At 67.0% G+C, this 20720-nt stretch carries 17 protein-coding genes; 14 read left to right on the forward strand and 3 right to left on the reverse strand.

Features of this window, described 5'->3' with window-relative positions:
• Positions 1 to 227 precede the first annotated feature (227 nt).
• Positions 228 to 2741 (forward strand): N-acetylmuramoyl-L-alanine amidase, encoded by a 2514-nt coding sequence (locus ACIHAX_RS18665; RefSeq protein ID WP_397278683.1) that lies wholly within the window; start codon positions 228 to 230, stop codon positions 2739 to 2741.
• A 444-nt stretch (positions 2742 to 3185) separates the two neighbouring features.
• On the opposite strand, the gene ACIHAX_RS18670 is transcribed toward ACIHAX_RS18665, so the two are convergent.
• Entirely contained in the window at positions 3186 to 4025 is an 840-nt protein-coding gene (locus ACIHAX_RS18670; RefSeq protein ID WP_355073162.1) for an HAD family hydrolase, read from the reverse strand.
• 155 nt (positions 4026 to 4180) lie between these two features.
• On the opposite strand from ACIHAX_RS18670, the gene ACIHAX_RS18675 reads away from it, so the two are divergent.
• From ACIHAX_RS18675 to ACIHAX_RS18705, 7 genes are read left to right on the forward strand one after another with little or no spacing between them, the layout of a single operon-like run.
• The gene (locus ACIHAX_RS18675) at positions 4181 to 5158 is read left to right on the forward strand and encodes an ABC transporter permease (protein WP_355073164.1); all 978 of its coding nucleotides are present in this window, start codon (positions 4181 to 4183) and stop codon (positions 5156 to 5158) included.
• Positions 5155 to 6075, forward strand: a complete 921-nt coding sequence (locus ACIHAX_RS18680) for an ABC transporter permease (RefSeq protein WP_355073166.1) — start codon at positions 5155 to 5157, stop codon at positions 6073 to 6075. The genes ACIHAX_RS18675 and ACIHAX_RS18680 overlap by 4 nt, the downstream gene beginning before the upstream one ends.
• Positions 6072 to 7922, forward strand: coding sequence for an ABC transporter ATP-binding protein (locus ACIHAX_RS18685; protein ID WP_397278685.1), 1851 nt, complete (start codon positions 6072 to 6074; stop codon positions 7920 to 7922). Before ACIHAX_RS18680 ends, ACIHAX_RS18685 begins: the two co-directional genes overlap by 4 nt.
• Positions 7923 to 7935: 13 nt before the next feature.
• On the forward strand, positions 7936 to 9621 hold the full coding sequence (locus ACIHAX_RS18690; protein WP_397278687.1) for an ABC transporter family substrate-binding protein: 1686 nt from the start codon (positions 7936 to 7938) through the stop codon (positions 9619 to 9621).
• On the forward strand, positions 9618 to 11318 hold the full coding sequence (locus tag ACIHAX_RS18695; protein WP_397278689.1) for an ABC transporter family substrate-binding protein: 1701 nt from the start codon (positions 9618 to 9620) through the stop codon (positions 11316 to 11318). The genes ACIHAX_RS18690 and ACIHAX_RS18695 overlap by 4 nt, the downstream gene beginning before the upstream one ends.
• A 37-nt stretch (positions 11319 to 11355) precedes the next feature.
• Positions 11356 to 13026, forward strand: coding sequence for an ABC transporter family substrate-binding protein (locus tag ACIHAX_RS18700; protein ID WP_397278691.1), 1671 nt, complete (start codon positions 11356 to 11358; stop codon positions 13024 to 13026).
• Positions 13023 to 13685: a hypothetical protein gene (locus ACIHAX_RS18705; RefSeq protein ID WP_397278693.1), complete on the forward strand. Its 663-nt coding sequence runs from the start codon at positions 13023 to 13025 to the stop codon at positions 13683 to 13685. The genes ACIHAX_RS18700 and ACIHAX_RS18705 overlap by 4 nt, the downstream gene beginning before the upstream one ends.
• 271 nt (positions 13686 to 13956) lie before the next feature.
• Here the strand turns inward: ACIHAX_RS18705 and ACIHAX_RS18710 are convergent, their stop codons facing one another.
• Positions 13957 to 14751: a TetR/AcrR family transcriptional regulator gene (locus ACIHAX_RS18710; protein ID WP_397278695.1), complete on the reverse strand. Its 795-nt coding sequence runs from the start codon at positions 14749 to 14751 to the stop codon at positions 13957 to 13959.
• A gap of 105 nt (positions 14752 to 14856) precedes the next feature.
• Here ACIHAX_RS18710 and ACIHAX_RS18715 point away from each other — a divergent pair, with 105 nt between their 5' ends.
• The 3 genes from ACIHAX_RS18715 to ACIHAX_RS18725 all read left to right on the forward strand — a co-directional run bounded on the left by ACIHAX_RS18715 (position 14857) and on the right by ACIHAX_RS18725 (position 17616).
• Positions 14857 to 15939: an alpha/beta fold hydrolase gene (locus ACIHAX_RS18715; protein ID WP_397278697.1), complete on the forward strand. Its 1083-nt coding sequence runs from the start codon at positions 14857 to 14859 to the stop codon at positions 15937 to 15939.
• 214 nt (positions 15940 to 16153) lie between these two features.
• Positions 16154 to 16891 carry a FadR/GntR family transcriptional regulator gene (locus ACIHAX_RS18720; protein WP_397278699.1) on the forward strand — a complete coding sequence of 246 codons (738 nt, stop codon included), beginning with the start codon at positions 16154 to 16156 and terminating at the stop codon, positions 16889 to 16891.
• 8 nt (positions 16892 to 16899) lie between these two features.
• On the forward strand, positions 16900 to 17616 hold the full coding sequence (locus tag ACIHAX_RS18725) for a sterol desaturase family protein (protein ID WP_397278701.1): 717 nt from the start codon (positions 16900 to 16902) through the stop codon (positions 17614 to 17616).
• A gap of 367 nt (positions 17617 to 17983) precedes the next feature.
• On the opposite strand, the gene ACIHAX_RS18730 is transcribed toward ACIHAX_RS18725, so the two are convergent.
• Positions 17984 to 18538 carry a TetR family transcriptional regulator gene (locus ACIHAX_RS18730; RefSeq protein WP_364432843.1) on the reverse strand — a complete coding sequence of 185 codons (555 nt, stop codon included), beginning with the start codon at positions 18536 to 18538 and terminating at the stop codon, positions 17984 to 17986.
• Between the two features lie 119 nt (positions 18539 to 18657).
• Between ACIHAX_RS18730 and ACIHAX_RS18735 the strand changes: the two genes are divergently transcribed.
• The 3 genes from ACIHAX_RS18735 to ACIHAX_RS18745 all read left to right on the forward strand — a co-directional run bounded on the left by ACIHAX_RS18735 (position 18658) and on the right by ACIHAX_RS18745 (position 20705).
• The gene (locus ACIHAX_RS18735; RefSeq protein WP_364432840.1) at positions 18658 to 19404 is read left to right on the forward strand and encodes a carboxymuconolactone decarboxylase family protein; all 747 of its coding nucleotides are present in this window, start codon (positions 18658 to 18660) and stop codon (positions 19402 to 19404) included.
• Between the two features lie 133 nt (positions 19405 to 19537).
• Positions 19538 to 19744, forward strand: coding sequence for a heavy metal-associated domain-containing protein (locus ACIHAX_RS18740; protein ID WP_356963323.1), 207 nt, complete (start codon positions 19538 to 19540; stop codon positions 19742 to 19744).
• A gap of 16 nt (positions 19745 to 19760) precedes the next feature.
• Positions 19761 to 20705, forward strand: a complete 945-nt coding sequence (locus tag ACIHAX_RS18745; protein ID WP_397278704.1) for a hypothetical protein — start codon at positions 19761 to 19763, stop codon at positions 20703 to 20705.
• Positions 20706 to 20720 lie beyond the last annotated feature (15 nt).

Raw genomic sequence — 20720 nt, forward strand, 5'->3', positions numbered from 1 at the left:
ATTACGATGCATCCGCTCACTCCCACGGTTAACAGATCCGGTAGATCCCCACCTTTTTCGCACGTTTTCCAGACGCGCCAGCAATCATCGAGCTACATTCAGGCAATCACATAATCCTCAACCAGAGGTTTAGCCATGTGACAAATGTGGCTATTGTGACCATTGATACATCAGGAAGTGACCCTTAATCACACATGATCACTGGTACGACCTGATTGGAGACGCTCGTGCGGTACCGCAAACCGAAACGCTCCTACGTGCTACCGGTTGTCACCACCCTCGCGGTAGCTGCCCCGCTCGGCACGCTCATGCTCAGCGATTCGAACGACTACCGCACCGCCACCAACAGCGAGCCGGCCGCCGTCGCGGCCGGACTCGCCGAGGTCGCACTCACGCGCGCGCCCGATATCGTGTTGCCGCTGCGCGAACTCACCGGATTGAGCCTGCCTGATCTGCATCTTTCCGACCTGCGCATGCTGCCGAGCGCCGCGGGCATTCCGATTCCGGACGGGCCGCTGCCACCGGGCGCGCAGCCACCGGAAGGAATGCGACTACCCAGCTCGAATTCCGTTCAAACCTCCGGTTCGGAATTCACTCCGAGTCAAACGTCCGAAAGCGCGAATTCCCCTGGTCAGCCGATTTCCGGGGCGCCAACGAGCAGTGTGCGCTTCATCGCCGATCCCGCCCGGCTCCAGCCCGGCACCACTCCCGAAACCCCCGCGTTGTCTCCCGGTGCGGTGACCCCCGAACTGATGAGCCAGGTGGGGGCGCAGGTGAAGGAACTCTCCAGCGACACCCCGTTCAGCATGGTCGCACTCACCGCGCGCCGACTGGCGGACACCACGGCCACGATCCGTGCCCGCCAGCCCGACGGCACCTGGGGGCCCTGGTACGACACCGAGGCGGTGGACACCTACCGCACCGATCACTCCGGTCCCGGCCCGACCGACGGCACGGAGCCGATCTACGTCGGCAACACGAACGCCGTGCAGGTCCTGGTCACCCGTAAGCAAGCAGCTCCGACGATCCAGCCGGTGGCGCAGCCCGGACCCATCGCGGACGACCAGTCGCGACCGGGCGACCCGGCTCCGCACCCCGCCGCGCGTTCCGACGACCCGGCCCAGCAGTCCGCGGACCTGACCGCCGTGCTGATCGATCCCGGTCGGGCCACCGCCGACGGCGACCTGCACAGCGTCGCCGCCGCGCTGCCCGGCGGCGGACCGAGCGTGATCACCCGCGCCCAATGGGGCGCCGACGAATCCATCCGCTGCGACCAGCCGACCTACGACGACCACCTCGGCGGCGTCACGGTGCACCACACCGCGGGCCGCAACGACTACAGCAAGTCCGAGTCGGCGGGCATCGTCCGCGCGATCTACACCTATCACGCGAAGACGTTGGGCTGGTGCGACATCGGCTACAACGCGCTCGTCGACAAGTACGGGCAGGTCTTCGAGGGACGCTTCGGCGGCCTCGACCGCCCGGTGCAGGGCGCGCACGCGGGCGGGTTCAACGAGAACACCTCGGGCGTCGCGCTTATGGGCAACTACGAGTCCGAGCAACCGACACAGGAGGCGATCCAGGCGATCGGCGCTTTCGTCGGCTGGCGCACCAAGATCGCCGGACTCGATCCCAAAGGCTCCACCACGATGTACTCCGAGGGCACCTCCTTCACCTCGTACGCCGAGGGTGAGGCGGTGCGGTTGCCGGTCGTCTTCGCACATCGCGACGTCGGCAACACCACCTGCCCCGGCGACGCCGCGTACGCGCTGATGGACCGGATCCGCGACATCGCCGACGGCACGCCAGGCGCCTCCGGCACGCACGACAGCCAGGGCGCTCCGCCCGGCGAATCCGAGGTCGCGGGCCTCGCCGCGCTGACCACCAAGCTGCTGAACATGGTGCAGGACAACATCATCGCCAGGCACTGGTCGCAGTCCGGTGGACCTAACGGCCCGCTCGGCGCCGCGCGGTCGGACGTGCTGCCCGCCGCGCAGGGCAGGCAGTACGCGAAGTTCGCCAACGGCTACGTCTACACCGCCGCGGACGGACAGGTCGTCGAGGTGCTCGGCACCATCCTGGACCGCTTCCTGCAACTCGGCGCCGACACGGGCGCGCTCGGACTCCCCCTGCGCAACGCTCACCCGGTCTCCGACGGCCTGCGCGCCGACTTCGAGCACGGCTCGCTGATCCTCAACCAGCTCACCGGCATCGTCACGACGATATGGAAGACCTACAACGACACCTACCAGGAGGAAGTAAGCCGGAACCCGGTCGCGGCGCAGGTGAGCGCCCCGCTCCCGCACCAACCCCCGGCTCCGGCCGCACCGGCGAATGGAGCTCCGGCCACCACGGCTCCGGGTAGCGCTCCGATCCAGAACGGCACCCCCGCCCCGGCTACACCCACACCGGCCAACGGAGCTCCGGCCACCACGGCTCCGGGTAGCGCTCCGATCCAGAACGGCACCCCCGCCCCGGCTACACCCACACCGGCCAACGGAGCTCCGGCCGTCACAGCTCCGGGTAGCGCTCCGATCCAGAACGGCACCCCCGCCCCGGCTACACCCACACCGTCGATCGGCCCGGCACCCGCGGCACGAACCTCACTCGCCCAGGCCCCGGCAGACGCACCGGCATCGACCAGTCCGCCACAGCTACCCCCACAGCACCCCGCCGTACACCCGCCACACGGCCCGGCCCCAGCCGAAGCCGCGTTCCCCGCTCCACCGCGATCACCTTAGGGCTGACGCCACCACCGAGGATTGATCCCGGACGAGTTGCCCCTCTCGGAGCTCGCGCCCCGCGCGGGCTCCGAGTCGTTTCAGGCACATACCCATGGCCGTGTGGGTCGGACATGCCGAAGCCGCGGTCACTCGACCCCGGCAAACCAATCGGCCACCAGATGGCCCCGAACACCCCGTCGGCCCCCTCGGACCCGAACCGCGCGCACCGTTTCCCCGCGTTCCCTGCGCGCACCGTTTCCCCAGGTCGGAGACCAGCGCGCCCAGCCAACCTCAACCACGTCTTCCGAGCGAAGCGAGACCGAGCATCCGCCGTTCGCGGCCCGGCTCGCGTCCGAGCGGCCGCCGCGTAGGCGACGAAGGAGCAAGCGGCGGTCGTTCGGACGCGAGCCATAAGGGGCCGCGAACACCCAGCGCCGCAGGCGCTGGAAAAACAAACACAGCTCACACCCACCAGCGCTCGAGGACGCGCGCGACTCCGTCGTCGGTGTTCGATTCGGCGATTTCGTCGGCCGCGGCGAGGGCTTCGGGGTGGGCGTTGCGCATCGCGACACCGTGGCCGGCCATGGTCAGCATGGGGACATCGTTGGGCATGTCGCCGAACGCGACGATGGTCGATTCGTCCACGCCGAGCCGCTGGGCGACCACCGCCAGCCCCGCGGCCTTGGTGATGCCGGGCGCGGACAGTTCGATGAGCCCGTGCTCGGTCGAGTAGGTGATGTCGGCGCGTTCGCCGATCAGCGGCGCGAGCACCGTGCGCATGTCCGAGCTGCGCGCACCCGGCAGCCGGATCAGCATCTTGATGGCGGGCGCGTCGATGACCTCCTCCCGGGCGACCGAGGTGTCGTCGGGATTGAGCCAGGCGTGCTCGTACTGGGGCGAGCTGACGAACTGGGGCGTCACCGCGTCGTGCGCGCTCTCGCCGACGCGTTCGGCCGCGAGGCCGCAGCCCGGCAAGGCACGTTCGGCGACGTCGGCGAGCCAGGCGAGCGTCGGCACGTCCAACGTCATGCTGACCAGCACCCGGTCGGCGGCGCTGTCGTAGATCACCGCGCCGTTGCCGCACACGCACAGCGGCGCGTACCCGAGCCCCTGCACCACCGGGTCGATCCAGCGCGGCGGACGGCCCGTGGCCAGCACGAACGGCACACCGTCGGCGATCAGGGCGCCCACCGCCGCCTTCGTCCGCGCGGTCACCCGCTCGTCGTGATCGATGAGCGTGCCGTCCACATCGGTGGCGACCATCTTCGGTTTGGGGAGGTGCAGGGGCGTCACCCATTCCATCCTGCCGGACAACCTCCGGCCCGCGCCCGGCCACCGTGCTCGGCTGTGCCCCGGACATGCCCGGATGTCGTGTGGCACGCGCGCCGCGAACCACGTCCTTATGATCGGGGGCTAATACCGACGCTGGCCCGTCCAGCCGAAAGACCAGAGGACTGATGACCGGCTTCCTGCTACGACGCGCGCTCAACTATGTCGTGCTGTTGCTGCTGGCTTCGTTCCTGACGTTCAGTTTGGCGTCCCTGACGTTCCGGCCGCTGGACAGTCTCGAACAACGCAATCCGCGCCCGCCACAGGCAGTGATCGACGCCAAGGCCGAGGAGCTGCACCTCAACGACCCGATCCCGGAGCGCTACATCACCTGGCTGAAGGGCATTCCGCACGGTGACTTCGGCACGACGCTGGCCGGTCAACCGGTCAGCGAGGAGTTGCCGCGGCGGGTCGCGGTGAGTCTGCGGCTGCTGATCGTCGGCTCCCTGGTCGGCACGGTGCTCGGCGTGCTGATCGGCGCGGCGGGGGCGATCCGGCAATACAAGTTCAGCGACTACTTCACCACCGTGGTGTCGCTACTGATCTTGAGCACGCCGGTGTTCCTGCTCGCGACGCTGCTGAAATACGGTGCGCTGGAAGTAAACTCGCTCACCGGATCGCAGATCTTCCTCTACACCGGCGAGACGTCGGCGAACAAGATCGAAGGATTCGGGCCGCAACTGCTCGACCGCATCCAGCACCTGATCCTTCCCACCACCGCGCTGGCCCTCGGTGCGATGGCGGGCTACAGCCGCTACCAGCGCAACGCGATGCTCGACGTGCTGCAGAGCGATTTCATCCGCACCGCCCGCGCCAAGGGGCTCACTCGAAGCAAGGCGCTGTACAAGCACGGCCTGCGCACGGCGCTGATCCCGATGGCCACGCTGTTCGCCTACAGTCTCGGCGCCCTGATCACCGGCGCGACGTTCACCGAGAAGATCTTCGGCTGGCACGGCGTCGGCGAGTGGCTGGTCGACTCGATCAACGCCCAGGATCTGTACGTCGTGGTGACGGTCACCGCGTTCGCCGGCCTGGTCGTGCTGGTGTCGGGTCTGCTGTCCGACATCGTGTACGCGATTCTCGATCCAAGGGTGCGTGTGGGATGACCGAAGCCGAGATCATCGTCCAAGGCGCGCCCGAGGTCGCCGCGACCGGGCGGCGCAAGCTGGTCCTGCGGCGCTTCCTGCGCAACAAACCCGCCGTCGCGGGCGGCATCGTCCTCATCACGCTGTTCGTCGTCAGTTTCGCGCTGCCGCCCTTCCTGCCCTACGACTACCAGCAGCTGGACTACACCGCCCTGCTCAAACCGCCGAGCCCGGAACATCCGTTCGGCACCACCCAGATCGGTCAGGACGTCCTCGCGCAGACCCTGCGCGGACTGCAGAAGTCCCTGGTCATCGGCCTGTGCGTGGCGCTGTTGTCCACCACGATCGCCGCCACCGCCGGTTCACTGGCCGGACTGCTCGGCGGCTGGACCGACCGGGCGATCATGTGGCTGGTCGACCTGCTGCTGGTGGTCCCGAGCTTCATCATCATCGCGCTGTTCGCGCCGCGCACCAAGGGCAGCGGTTCCATCCTGCTGCTGATCCTCCTGCTGTCCTGCTTCGGCTGGATGATCTCGGCGCGGATCGTGCGCGGCCTGACGCTGAGCCTGCGTGATCGCGAATTCGTCCGGGCCGCGCGGTACATGGGCGCGCCCACCCGCACGGTGATCCTCAGCCACGTCATCCCGAACATCGCCTCGATCCTGATCATCGACACCACCCTCACCGTCGGCTCGGCGATCATGGCCGAAACGGGGCTGAGCTTCCTCGGTTTCGGCGTGCAGCCGCCGGACGTGTCGCTCGGCTCGCTGATCGCCGCGGGGACCAAATCAGCGTTGACTTATCCCTGGCTGTTCCTGTTCGCAGGCGGTCTGCTGATCATCACCGTGCTGTGCGCCAACCTCGTCGGTGACGGACTGCGCGACGCGTTCGATCCCGGCGCGAAGCGGGCTCGGTCGAAGAAGAAGGCGAAGGCATGACGACGACGACCTCCACCGCGCCACTGCTGGAGATCACCGATCTGCGGGTGTCCTTCCCCAGCGAGGAGGGCCGCATCGACGCGGTGCGCGGCGTCGACTACACGGTCTCCGACGGCGAAGTGCTCGCCATCGTCGGTGAATCCGGTTCGGGCAAGTCGGTGTCCTCGCTGGCGGTGATGGGGTTGCTGCCGGAGCAGGCGCGGATCACCGGTTCCATCCGGTTCCGCGGACGCGAATTGCTCGGGCTGGGCGATCGCGAACTGTCCAAGCTGCGCGGCAGTTCCATCAGCATGGTGTTCCAGGACCCGCTCTCGGCGCTCACGCCGGTCTACCGGGTGGGCGATCAGATCGCCGAAGCCCTGCTGGCGCACGGCAAGGCGAGCAGAGGCGATGCCGCGAAGCGCGCGGTGGAGCTGCTCGACCTGGTCGGTATCCCGGACCCGGAAGTGCGGGCCAAGGCGTTTCCGCACGAGTTCTCCGGTGGCCAGCGCCAGCGCGTCGTCATCGCGATGGCGATCGCGAACGATCCGGCGCTGATCATCTGCGACGAGCCGACCACCGCGCTGGACGTGACGGTGCAGAAGCAGATCCTCAATCTGCTGCGCAAAGCGCGCGACATCACCGGCGCGGGCGTCATCATGATCACCCACGACATGGGCATCGCCGCGACCCTGGCCGATCGGGTCGCCGTCATGTACGCGGGCAAGATCGTCGAAACCGCCACCGCGAGCGCCCTGTTCAACGCGCCGCGGATGCCGTACACCGTTGGTCTGCTCGGCTCGATCCCGCGCATGGACGGTCCGCCGCGGCGACCGCTGATCCCGATCGTCGGCGCCCCGCCCGCCATGCACGCGCTGCCGCCGGGCTGCTCGTTCGCACCGCGCTGCCCGGTGTCGATCGGCGAATGCCGGGCGGCGGAACCGCCGCTGGAGGCAGTCGAACCGGGTCATACCGCCGCCTGCATCCGCACCGCCGAGGTCGGCACCGACGAGCTGTTCGACGCCTATCGGCGCGAGATCGCCGAGCCGGAGGCCGAAGCGCAGGTGGAGTCGGATGTCGTTTTGCGGGTTTCGGACCTGGTGAAGGTCTTCCCGATCACCTCCGGTGTGGTGCTGCGCCGCCGCAAGGGGGAGATCAGGGCGGTCGACGGCATCAGCTTCGAGGTCCGCGGCGGGCGCACCTTGGCGCTGGTCGGTGAGTCCGGCTCCGGCAAATCGACCACGCTCACCCAGATCCTCGATCTGGTCCCGCCGCAATCGGGCGCCATCGAGATCATGGGCAACGACGTCGGATCCCTGAGCAAGGCGCGCAAACGGGAGATCCGCCGCAAGATGCAGATCGTCTTCCAGGACCCCACCGCCTCCCTCGACCCCCGCCTGCCGATCTTCGACGCCCTCGCCGAGCCGTTGCGCATCGACGGGCGGCCGCGCGCCGAGATCGCCCGCCGGGTACCGGAACTGCTCGAAAAGGTGGGTCTGCGCCCGGAACACTCCGACCGTTACCCCGGCGACTTCTCCGGCGGCCAGAAACAGCGCATCAGCATCGCCCGCGCACTCGCGCTGGACCCGGAGCTGCTGGTGCTGGACGAACCGGTCTCCTCGCTGGACGTCTCGATCCAGGCGGGTGTGCTGAACCTGCTACGCGACCTGCAGACCGAGCGCGGCCTCTCCTATCTGTTCGTCTCACACGATCTGTCCGTGGTGCGGAACCTGGCCCACGACATCGCGGTCATGTATCGCGGGAAGATCGTGGAGTACGGCCCGGCGGAGCAGATTTTCGCCGCCCCGCAACACGAGTACACGCGGGCGCTGATCGACGCGGTGCCGGTGCCGGCAGTCAGCAGATAGGTAGGAGGGCGCGATGCGGATCCGTTTCGACCGAATGCGGTGGACCGCGGGCTTGGCGGCGATCGCACTGATCGCCGCGGGCTGCGCGGCCGGCGCCGACGAATCGGCCGCGGGCCTGTCCGACGCGCTCGGCACCACCAGCGACATCAACCCGAAGAACCGCGACGAAGTGCGCGAAGGCGGCAACCTACGGCTGGCGGTCACCAGCTTCCCGGCGAACTGGAACACCCTGTCCAATGACGGGAACGACGGCGAGATCGCCGATATCGAGCGCCCGCTCATGCCGCGCGCTTTCGACGTCGACGCGGCGGGCAACCTCACCGTGAACAAGGACTTCTTCACCGATGTCGCGCTGACGGGCACCAATCCACAACAGGTCACCTACACCATCAATCCCGCAGCGGTCTGGTCCGACGGCACGCCGATCACCTGGGAGGACATCGCCGCGGAAGCGCACGCGCTCAGCGGCCGCGACAAGCGCTTCTTGATCGCGATCACCAACGGCTTCGAGTTCGTCGAGAAGGTCGAGCGCGGAGTGGACGACCGGCAGGCGGTCCTCACCTTCAACCATCCCTACGGCGAATGGCGCGGACAGTTCGCGGGCAACTCCTCGCTTTTCCCGAAGTCGGTGACGGCGAATCCCGAATCGTTCAACAAGGGACTCGTGGACCGGCTCGGCCTCAGCGCGGGTCCGTTCGTCGTCCGATCCACCGACCGCGTCCAGGGCCGGATCGTGCTCAGCCGTAATCCGAAATGGTGGGGCAGGACACCGAAGCTGGAAACCATCACCTACAGCGTGCTGGATCAGGCGGCCTGGGCGGCCGCCTTGCAGAACAACGAACTGGATCTCGTCCGGCTGACCTCGATCGACGAGGTCAAGACGGTCCGCAATACCAATGGGCTGGTGATTCGCCGTGCGCCCGGTAATCGCTGGCGGCACATCACGTTCAACGGCGCGCCCGGCTCCATTCTCGCGGACGCGCGCGTGCGCGTGGCGATCGCGAAGGCCATCGACCGGCAGGGCATCGCGACGGCGACCCAGAACGGTCTGGTCGAGAGTCCGAAGCCCTTGAACAACCATATCTTCCTGCAGGGACAGGACGGATACCAGGACAATTCGGCCCCGGTGGCCTACGACCCCGACCAGGCGGCACGGGAACTCGACGCGGCCGGCTGGAAGCTCAACGGTGACGTCCGCGAAAAGGACGGCCGCAAGCTGGAAATCCGCGACGTGATGTACAACGACCCACTGTGGGTGCAGATCGCGCAGATCATCCAGCAAAATCTGGCCCGGATCGGCGTGCGGCTCACCATCGACACCAAGCCCGGGGCAGGTTATTTCACCGACGTCATCATTCCCGGTGATTTCGACGCCGCACAGTTCATCTTCTCCGGTGACGCCTTCGCGATGAGCTCGATCCGGCAGATCTACTACTACGACCCGAACGACCTGCAGGGCAACTACGGCCGCATCGGTTCTCCCGAACTCAATGCCCTGATCGAGCGCACGCTGACCGAACTGGACCCGAAGAAGGCGATCGAACTGGCCAACGAGGTCGACCGGAAGGTATTCGAGGAAGGACATTCCCTGCCGCTGACCCAGTCCGACGGCAGTTTCGGAGCCCGCGCGGACCTCGCCAATATCGGCTCCCCGGGCCTGGCGTCGTACGACTACACCAAGATCGGATTTGTGAAATGAGACCAGCACAGCCCACCCGCAATCGCCGAAGGCAGGCACGCAACGTGATGGTTCGGGCGCTCACTGTCGGCACGGCGCTCGCACTGCTGGTCGGCTGTGGCGCGGGCGGCAGCGAAGTGAAGTCGGGTTCCAACGCGATCGGATCGACCAACGACATCAATCCCCGCGAGCCGAGCGAATTGCGCGACGGCGGCAACCTGCGTCTCGCCATCACCAATTTCCCCCCGACGTTCAATTCGCACCATGTCGACGCCGACGGTGACGTCGCCGAGGTGGTCGACTGGACGTTGCCCGGGCCGATCACGTCCGATGCCGCCGGAGAGTTGTCGATCGACCACAACTTCTTCACCGACATCACGCTGACCGAGACCAACCCGCAGCGGGTGGTCTACACCATCAACCCCAAGGCGGTCTGGTCCGACGGCAGCCCGATCACCTGGGAAGATTTGCGGTCCCAGGCAGAGGCGCTGAGCGGCCGCAACACGGAGTACCGGGTCTCCGCGACCCAGGGCTACAGCCGGCTGGCCAAGGTCGAGCGCGGCGTCGACGACCGTCAGGCAATCGTCACCTTCGCGCAGCACTACGCGGAGTGGCGGGGCTTGTTCAGTCAGCTGATGCCGAAGGAATCGACCGCTACGCCGCAGGCGTTCAACGAGCGCGACCGCAACGGGCTCGCCAAGTCGGCGGGACCGTTCGTGATCACCACCGTCGACCGGGCACAACAACGAATAGTGCTCAGCCGCAATCCGAAATGGTGGGGCGAGACGCCGAAGCTCGACACTGTCACCTACAGCGTGCTCGACTATTCGGCCCGCCTCAACGCCTTGCAGAACAACGAACTCGACGCCATCGATGTCTCGGGCATCGAGGAGGTCAAGTCCGCGACCAACTCACCGGGCATCATCGTGCGGCGTGCCTCGCGTCCGTACAACTCGCACATCACGTTCAACGGCGCCCCTGGGTCGATCCTCGCGGATCCGAAGTTGCGCGTGGCGATCGCGAAGGGCATTGATCGTCAAGGCATCGTCACCGCGCTGCAGAACGGGATCGTGGAGAACCCCAAGCCGCTGAACAACCACATCTACCTGGACGGACAAAAGGGCTACCAGGACAACTCCGCGGCGATCGCCTACAACCCAGACGAGGCGGCCCGGATGCTGGACGAACTGGGCTGGAAACTCAACGGTGACGTCCGCGAGAAGGACGGACGCCAGCTGGTGATCCGCGACGTGATGTTCCAGCAGGACACCTGGGTGCAATTGGCTCAGATCATGCAGCAGAATCTCGCGCGGATCGGGGTGAAACTGCTGATCCAGACCTACCCCGGCAACGGCCTGTTCACCGATGTCATCGACCCCGGCAACTTCGATATCGCTCAGTTCAGCTGGTCACGAAGCATTTTCCCGCTCGGCGCGCTGCCCCAGATCTACGCGTACGACCCGGCGAACACGCTCAGCAACAAGGGCCGGATCGGGTCGCCCGAACTGAACGATTTGATCGAGCAGACCATCTCCGAACTCGACCCCGAGCGAGCGATCGAGCTGGCGAACAAGGCCGACCGGATGATCTTCGATCTCGGCCATTCGGTGCCCATCGCGCAATCGCCCGGCAACGTGGCCGTCCGGGAAGGCCTGGCCAACTACGGCGCTTTCGGGCTGGCTTCCACGGATTACCTTCGGGTGGGCTTCGTGAAGTGAGCCGGTCCGTAGGACGCAACGAGCAGGAAGGATCACCATGCGGATTACCTCTGCGTGTGCCCGGCTGGCTTTGTCGCTGGTCGTCGTAGGGCTGACGCTCACGGGATGCGGCGGCGACAATGGTGTCACCGCGGGCAGCAGCACGATCGGCACCACCAACGACATCAATCCGAGGGACCCGAGCGAACTGCGCGACGGCGGGAACCTGCGGCTGGCACTCACCAACTTCCCGGAGAACTTCAACTATTTGCATGTGGACGGCGGAACGGAGACCGTCTTCTACCTGGTCGAAGCGACAATGCCCACCACCTTCGTCAGCGACGCGGCGGGGCAGTTGAGCATCGCGCACGACTTCTTCACCGACATCAAGTTGATCGGCACCGATCCGCAGCAGGTGGAGTACACCATCAATCCGAAGGCCGTGTGGTCCGATGGCTCGCCGATCACCTGGGAAGACCTCCGGTCTCAGGCGAATGCGTTGAGCGGCAAGGACAACGCGTTCCTCGTCTCGGCCACCGGCGGTTTCGAACGGGTGGGCAAGGTCGAGCGCGGCGCCGATGACCGGCAGGCCGTGGTGACCTTCGACCAGCCGTACGGCGAATGGCAAGGACTGTTCAACCCGCTGTACCCGAAGTCGGTCACGGCGACGCCCGACACCTTCACCAACGCGGCAAAGAACGAGCTGCCGCTCAGCGCGGGCCCCTTCGTGATCACCTCCATCGATCGCAGTCAGAATCGCATCGTGCTCGGGCGCAATCCCCGATGGTGGGGCGAGACGCCGAAGCTGGATTCCGTCACCTTCAGCGTGCTGGACCACTCGGCCTGGCTGCCCGCGATCCAGAACAACGAGCTCGACATCGCCTACATGTCCGGCATCGAGAACGTCAGCGCGGCGCGCAATGCCGCGAACGTGGTCATCCGTCGCACGCCGGAATCGACGTGGTCCCACATCACGTTCAACGGGGCACCAGGTTCCCTGCTCGCCGACCCGCAGCTGCGGATCGCCATCTCGAAGGCGATCGATCGGCAGGGAGTGGTCACCGCCTCGCAGCACGGCGTCGTCGACGATCCCAAGCCACTGAACAATCACGTCTTCGTGGCGGGGCAGAAGGGCTACCAGGACAATGCCGCGCCGATCGCCTACGACCCGGACGAGGCGGCCCGCATGTTGGACGCGCTCGGCTGGAAGCTCAACGGCGATGTCCGCGAGAAGGACGGCCGTAAGCTCGAACTCCGCGACGTGATGTACCAGCAGGACCAGTGGGTGCAGACCGCGCAGATCGTGCAGCAGAATCTCGCGAGAGTCGGGGTGAAGCTGATCATCCAGACGGTGCCGGGCACCGGCCTGTTCACCAATGTCATCGACCCGGGCAATTTCGACCTGGCCCAGTTCAGCTGGGGTGGTAGCGTTCTGCCGCTCAGCGGGTTGCGGCAGATCTACTACTACGATCCCGCCAACCTGCAGAGCAATAAGGCGCGCATCGGCACTCCTGAACTCAACGCGCTGATCGACCAGACCGTCGCCGAACTGGACCCCGACAAGGCCATTCAGCTGGCCAACCAATGCGATCGGATGATCTTCGAAGAGGGTTACTCCGTACCGCTGAACCAGGCGGCGGGCACCTATGCCGCCCGTACCGACCTGGCGAACTACGGTGCGTTCGGCCTCGCCTCGCGCGACTACACCAAGGTCGGTTTCCTGAAGTGAGTTCCGGACCGGGCCATCCGCTGGCCTATCCGATCACCGTGACGATCGGCGCCCTCGCGGTCTGTGCCGCTTGGGCGCCGTTCGGCACTCTGGATCAGGTGGCGGCGATCGCGGCCGTCGCGCTCGGCGTCTGCGGGTACACCGGGTATCGGCTCGCCCTCGCATTCGGCATACTCCGATTCCGTCGTCCGGCCACCGCGCCGACCGTTCGGGTTGCCCGCATCCGTCAGCAGCATCGCTTGGTCGGCCGGTCGTGGTTGGAGGTGGGCGGCGCAGGTCGCCCGCGGTGGGTTCCGGTGTACTTCGATCCCGCGCTGGTCACTCTCACCGAAACCGAAGGGGAACTCACCGACCGCACGATTCACGTCGCGGGACGACGCCTCTACCCGTCCGGCCGCATGCGCGACGTCGAACCGCCCGGCCGTCTCATCGACAACCCCGGCCGCCCCGACCCCGGCGCACCCGCCCACATCGCGAAGGCCACCCGCCTGCGGCGCCGCCTCCTGCTCGACTCCCAATCCACCGTCGCCGCCCCCATCGCCGCCCTCCTGTGGGTCTACCTCGACGGTGGCGGCTTCTCGGTCTTTCTGGCCGCCACCACCATTGCCGCCGCCTGCACGATCTGGCTCTCCGCCGTGCAGGGCTCCGACCCCACCTGAACCGCCGGCCAAGAGCACCGCAGCGCCGAGCACTCGCGCGCGGCCGTCCGCTCCGTGAAACCACACGGCACCTTGCGAAATCGCCCATGCGCCAAGCGCGCATCGACGTCCATCATGTCCGTTCCGCGTGAACTTTTCGGATTGCGCAGCGGCTGACCTGCGGCCCGGAGTGTTCGGATCTACTTTGCGGATTAAGGGATCTCGGCCCGGCACAGACCGGCGCCGGACTCGAACACCGCCACATCGACCGACTCGCCGACGGCGAGGCCATTCACGACACCGTTGTCTCGGACGAGGCGGCGGCAGGAGCGATGTCACTCCCGCCGTGGTCGATGAGCATCTGGACGCCGTCGAGTATGCGCTCGAGGCCGAATTCGAGCGGGTCGGCAACAGCCTCCGGCGCGAACGCGCCCTCAGCGATGGCTTTGGTCAGGGCGGGGAAACGGTCGGCGTGGCGGTCGAGTAGTTCGCCGGTGAGGCGGTTCCATTCCTCGTCGTGGCTCTCATCGAAGTCGGCCATCTGCTGGGCGTGGTTGCGCACCAGAGCGACGATCAGGAGGAAGACCTGATGCCGCTGGGCGGCGGTCAGGCCGGTCGGCTCCAGAACCGCCAGTGCGGCGTCCAGCCAAGCGAGTTGGGCCGGCCCCATGCGCTGACGACGCATCGCGGTCGCGGCGAGTAACCAGGGATGGTTCTGGTACACCTCCGATGACCGGCGGGCCCACTGCGAGAGCCGGAGCCGCCATCCGCTGCCTGCGACCGACAGATCGGGACAATCGGTCAGTACGGCTTCGACCATCAGCTCAACGAGTTCGGTTTTACCGGGCACATAGCGGTAGAGCGCCATCGCCGAGACGCCGAACTCGGCCGCGACTTTATTCATCGACACGGCGTCCAAGCCCTCGGCATCGGCGAGTGCCACCGCGACCTCCGCGATGCCGCGGGGCGAGAGTTTGGGCTTGGGCCCACGGGTGCGCCGCTCCTGCTCCCCCCACAGCAATGCCACGCTCGCCCGCAGGTCACGTGCCTTCTCCTTACCTTCTCGGGCAGCGTCTGTCCTGGCCATGACAGTCCTTTCTGGTGGTTACCGGCGGATGGGTTGACACCCACCTCCAATTGTATATACCTTAAACGTATCTGCTGACGGCATAAACAGTTTAGGGAGATAACAATGCTTACGACCATCGTCCTCGCCGCCATCGTCGCTGCCGCTGCCGCGCCCGTTGCCGGGCTGCTCGGCCACCGGCAGCTCAGGCGTGCGGCCAACGCCAAGCGGCTGCGCATCACCACGGCGAACGGCATCGACGAGTCCGGCTTCATCTGCATCGGCGGTATCGACCAGTGGATCTCGATCCGCGGCGACGACCTGCGCAATCCGGTTATCGTCGAAGTCCACGGCGGCCCCGGCGCTTCCAACCTCGTCTTCGCCCCACGCACCCGCGGCTGGGAGAAACACTTCACCATCGTGCGGTGGGATATGCGCGGCGCAGGCAAGACTTTCGGCCGCACCGCCCCGGGCGGACAGGGTGAGATGGGCCTGGAGCGGTGGTACCGCGACGCCCTCGAGGTCACCGAGCATGTCCGGGCCCGGCTCGGCGTCGAGAAGGTCCTGCTGGTCGCCAACTCCTTCGGCACCGTTGTCGGGCTGCGCCTGGCCCGCAACCACCCTCAGCTGTACAGCGGTTACGTCGGCGCCGACCAGAACATCAACGCCGGCGGGCGCAACCATTCGGCATACAACGCATTGGTGAGCCGGCTGCAGCAGGCCGGAAAACGTAAAGAGCTGGCCACGGTCACCGGCATGGGTGCCGACAAGTCAGCGTGGTCCGCCGAGCAGTTGGCGGAGTACAACAGGCTCGTCGTCACCACTGATCCGCTCACCTACGACACCATAAAGACCGTGGTGATCCGCTCGCTGTGGTTCTCACCGCTGCACACGCTCAGCGAACTGCGCACCTACTTCAAAGGCATGACCTTCTCCGAGCGATTTGCACCCGAGGCCGTGACGATCGACGAATGGACCGAGGGCACCGCATTCGATATCCCACTGTTCATCTTCCAGGGCGACCAAGACGCCCTCACCCCGCCCGAACCGGCCAAGCGGTTCTTCGACGATGTCACCGCGCCGGTCAAGCACTTCGCGCTGATCGAAGACGCCAGCCACTTCGCCTCCTTCCGCCACCCCGACCAGTTCCTCGACCTGATGCTCACCAAGGTCCGCCCCACCCTCACCGCCCCGCCGACCCATCGGTGACAACAGACTCCCGCGACCACGCTCGTGCGAAACCCCTGAGCCCACAAGAGGTCAGGGGTTTCGCACTGTCATGGTCACGCGGCCACGGATCAGACGGCGAGCCGACCGCCGTCCAACACTTGCGCACCGCCCATTCATCGGCCAACGCCAGCCCCTCCAGGCGAAATTGGTCTGACCACTTGACCTCCTGACCATCGAGGCGCACAGTAGACGCATGGCGTTGCAACCTGTGGTCAAGCGATCGGTGTCGGCGGACGTGTTCGAGCAGATCGCCGCGGATGTGCTCAGCGGTGAGCTGGCGCCCGGGGCGACCTTGCCCAGTGAGCGGCAGTTGGCGGAGGCGCTCGGGGTGTCCCGGCCCGCGGTGCGGGAAGCCTTGCAGCGGCTGGCCGCGGCCGGGCTGGTGTCGGTGCGCCAGGGAGACGCGACGACCGTGCTGGACTATCGGCGCGGCGCGGGGCTCGAGGTTCTGCCCAGGCTGCTGGTGCAGGCCGGGGAACTGGACCCCGCGGTCGCACGCAGCATTCTGGAGGCCCGCCTGCACAACGGGCCGAAGGTGGCGGAGCTGGCCGCGCGCCGGGTCGGCGCGATCGGCGCGGGCGAGGTTCGTCCCCTGCTGGAGGCTTCCCTCGAAGCGCTTGCCGCCGAACAGGATCCGATCGCACAGCAACGGCATGCGATGGAGTTCTGGGATCACGTCGTGGACGCGGCCGACTCGATCGTGTTCCGGCTGATGTTCAACATGTTGCGCGCCGCATATGAACCGGCGCTCGCGGCGCTGGCCCCGATCATGTCCGCCGAGGTGGGCAACGTCGAGGCATACCGCGAACTGGCCGCCGCCATCGCCGCGGGCCGGCCGCAGAAGGCCGCCGGCACTGCTCGGGCGCTGCTCGAGCCGGCGACCACCGCCCTGATCGAGGTCCTCGGCGGACCGCCGGTCACGCACAGCTAGGAACGATCATGACCGAACCGAAAGCATCCGAACACGCTTCGATCGACACGGACGCACGGGCGCGGGTAGGCAGGGATGAGCGGGCGCTGCGGCGCGGACTCACCCTCGGCCAGGCATTCGAAGAATTCCTCCGGCACCCCTCGCCGTGGATGATCGGGACCACGCTGGTGGGCGCGCTGATCGCTCGCGTCGTCGTCGGCGATTGGCAGCTCACCGATCTGCTGGTCCCCGCCGTGATGCTGGCGGTGTTCCCGGTGTTCGAGTGGATTGTGCACGTCACGGTGTTGCATTGGCGGCCACGGCGGCTCGGCCCGATCGCACTCGATAGCGAACTGGCCCGCAAGCACCGGGAGCATCACGTGGATCCGCGCGACATCCCGCTGATCTTCATCCCGACGAAAACGCTGGCGGTGCTGGTCGTGGTGTTGATCGCGCTGGCGGCCTTCGCCTTCCCCGGTTCGGGCCTCGGCCTGACCTTTCTGATCACCATCACCCTGCTCGGCCTGGGCTACGAGTGGACGCACTACCTGATCCACACCGATTACAAGCCGAAAGGTTCGCTCTACCGGGCGGTTTGGCGCAACCATCGCCACCACCACTACAAGAACGAGCACTACTGGTTCACGGTCACCAGTTCCGGTACCGCCGACCGCCTCTTCGGCACCTACCCCGACCCGGCCACGACCGAGACCTCACCCACGGCACGTAATCTGCACTCCGCCTGATCCAAGCAGGTGCCGCCCCGCGATAAGTCAGCCGGGGCGGCACCCGGCGCGCATACCCACGACGCACTACCCGCACCGGGCATTCGGACCGCTGCGACCAAGGCGGTCCGGCGACGACTCCACCGGGTGGCACGCCGGTGAGCTCGCCCAACGGCCGCAGTCGCCACGACGCCGACAGCGACGGGTCCGCGATGACTACCCCGGGCGCCGCTCAGCGATCCGGGTGGCGCTTCGTCACAACGCCGACCGTCTCGCGACGAGTTCATGAAGCAAACAGGTCCGTAGCCAAGAAGCGGCTACACGCCACGGGCCCGATCACCGCGAGCGAGTAGACCCCGCATGCAAATCGGCGGTAGTACGCCAACTCTCACCGCGTCGCGAGCAAACGCTCCGCGATCGTGCGCGCACGATGGGCCGCCTCCGGAGTTCCCTCACGGACCGCGGTGACGATCGCTCCGTCGACCAGCAGCGCGAGTTCGGCGGCCAGCACCTCAGCGTCGGATCGCCCCGCTTCGGTGAGCAGTTCGTTCAGGTACTCGATCACGCGGCGCTTGTGCCGATCGGCGACCTGATGGGCAGCACTCTCGCGATCGGCCACCTCGACCATGGTGTTGATGAACGCGCAGCCGCGAAAGTCGTTGCGGGCGAACCGTTCGGCCAGAGCGTCGAAGACCGCGAGCGGGCGGGCGTCGGGGTCGACGGTCTGTTCGACCGATTCGCGCAGCCAGTCCAGCCACCGGCGGTCGCGATCCTCCAGCACAGCGACGACCAAGTCGTCCTTGCTCGCGAAGTGGCGATAGAAGGAAGCCCGGCCGACGCCGGACTCCTGGAGCAGGCGATCGATGCCTACGGCACGAATGCCTTCGGCATAGAACAGTTCTTCCGCCGTGGTGAGCAAACGTTGCTTGGCCTGGGTTGGCATAACGCCACGGTAGCAGAACGGAACTGATCAGTACCATCCGACTTGACCAATACGGAAACAATCGGTACCGTCTCGATTCGGCACCGATCGGTACCATCTTGTACGAGCTGGAGGCTTCGATGTCCCGCCTGCCCCTTGTGTCCACCGACTCCGCCGACGCCGAGCAGGCCGATCTGCTCGCCGAGGTACAGCGCCAGTTGGGCCGGGTCCCGAATCTCTACGCCGCCATGGCGAACAGCCCCGCCACCCTGCGCGGATACCTGAACCTGCGCGACGCGCTGACCAAGGGAAAGCTCTCCGCCCGGGTGCGCGAGCAACTCGCCCTTCTGGTCGCCAGCGAGAACGGCTGCGACTACTGCACCGCCGCGCACACCATGCGCGCCGACCGGATGGGTTTCACCGAGCAGGCGATCGTCGACACCCGCGCGGCGCGCGCCGACGACCCGCACGCCGACGCGATCCTGCGCGTCGCCCGTGACGTCCTCCGCTCCCGCGGCCGGCTCGACGACGCCGCGCTCGCCTCGGCGCGCGCCCGTGGCGTCAGCGACGCCGAACTGAGCGAGATCGTCGGCCATGTCGCACTGAACGTCTTGTCCAACTACTTCAACCATGTCGCCGAGCCGGAACTCGACTTCCCGCCCGCGGCACCGACGAAAGGCACGGCAATGGAAGCGAAATGGCGGCCCGCGAGCAAGGTTGTCCTGGTCGAGGGTTACTCCCTGGTGGACCGTGAGGGCCGGGCCGCACGCACCGTCGATGACGTCCACATCGCGATCGAGGGCGGATTCCTGCACGTCAAGGTGTCGGACTCGGCCGATGTGCAAGTGGTCTCGGCACCCGCCGTCGCGCTGGTGACCTACCGCTGATCCCGACCCACACAGCCCGGTCCGCGACTCGTCGCGGGCCGGGCTTTCGTCTGCTCCGGACTTGACATGTAGATACCCTAGGGGGGTAGGGTAGAACTCGAGAAGCAGACGAACCAGCAGGAGGACACCGACCATGAGCACCACCACCGTGACCGTCACCGGCATGACCTGCGGCGGCTGCGCCGCATCGGTCCGCACCGAGATCGGCCGCATCTCCGGCGTCGAGTCGGTGGCCGTCGACCTCGCCGACGGGCTGGTGACCGTCGATAGCGCGACCCCGATCGAACGCGCCGAACTCGCCGCGGCGGTGGTTCGCGCCGGCTACGCGGTCGCAGGCTGACGGACGGAGCACTCCGATGAACGCGACCATCAAATTCGGCGGTTTCACCCTCGGCCTCGCCGCGGTCTTCGGGATCGCACTCGCGGCCGGTGCGACCATCGGGCCGGAGCCCACCGAACCCGCCGCCCACGACTCGAACGCACACGGCGCCGCCCAAGGCGAGGACCACGCACTACCTGGAGGAATGATGGCGACCGACCGCGGCTACACCTTGCGGCTGGACACCACCCGAGCCACCGCCGCGGCGAACGTACCGCTGCGCTTCACCATCCTCGACCGGGACGGAAAGCCCGTCACCCGCTACGTGCGCAGTCACGAGAAGGATCTGCACCTGATCGTCGTGCGCCGTGATATGGCCGCCTTCCAGCACGTCCACCCGGTGCTCGGCGCCGACGGGACCTGGAGCGTCCCACTCGACCTCAGCCGCGCCGGTGACTATCGCGTGTTCGCCGACTTCACTCCGCAGGGCGGCGAGAACCTGACACTCGGCGCGGACCTGCTGGTGGCGGGCGTCTACGACCCACAGCAGCTGCCCGCTGCGATCTCCACCACCAACGTCGGCGACTACACCGTCACGCTGGACGGCACCGTAGTTCCCGGCCGGGCTTCCAAGGTGACGCTGTCGGTGAGCCGCGCGGGCAAGCCGGTGACCGACCTACAGCCCTACCTCGGCGCTTACGGGCATCTGGTGGCCCTGCGCGCCGCCGACCTGGGCTATCTGCACGTCCATCCGGAAGGCCACCCCGGCGACGGCGTGACCGCGGCCGGACCCGGCATCACCTTCGCCGTCACGGCGCCGAGCGCGGGCGACTACCGCCTGTTCCTCGACTTCCAGCACGAGGGCGTGGTCCGCACCGCCGAATTCACCTTGGCCGTCGCGCCGGGTACCCCCGCCGTAGACGCCTCGAGCCACAACGAACACACTGGTCAGCAGCAGGCGCCGGACGGCCACGTGCACTGACCCGCCGACCGCCGC

Source organism: Nocardia sp. NPDC051929 (assembly GCF_044548645.1).
Lineage (GTDB): Bacteria > Actinomycetota > Actinomycetes > Mycobacteriales > Mycobacteriaceae > Nocardia > Nocardia sichangensis.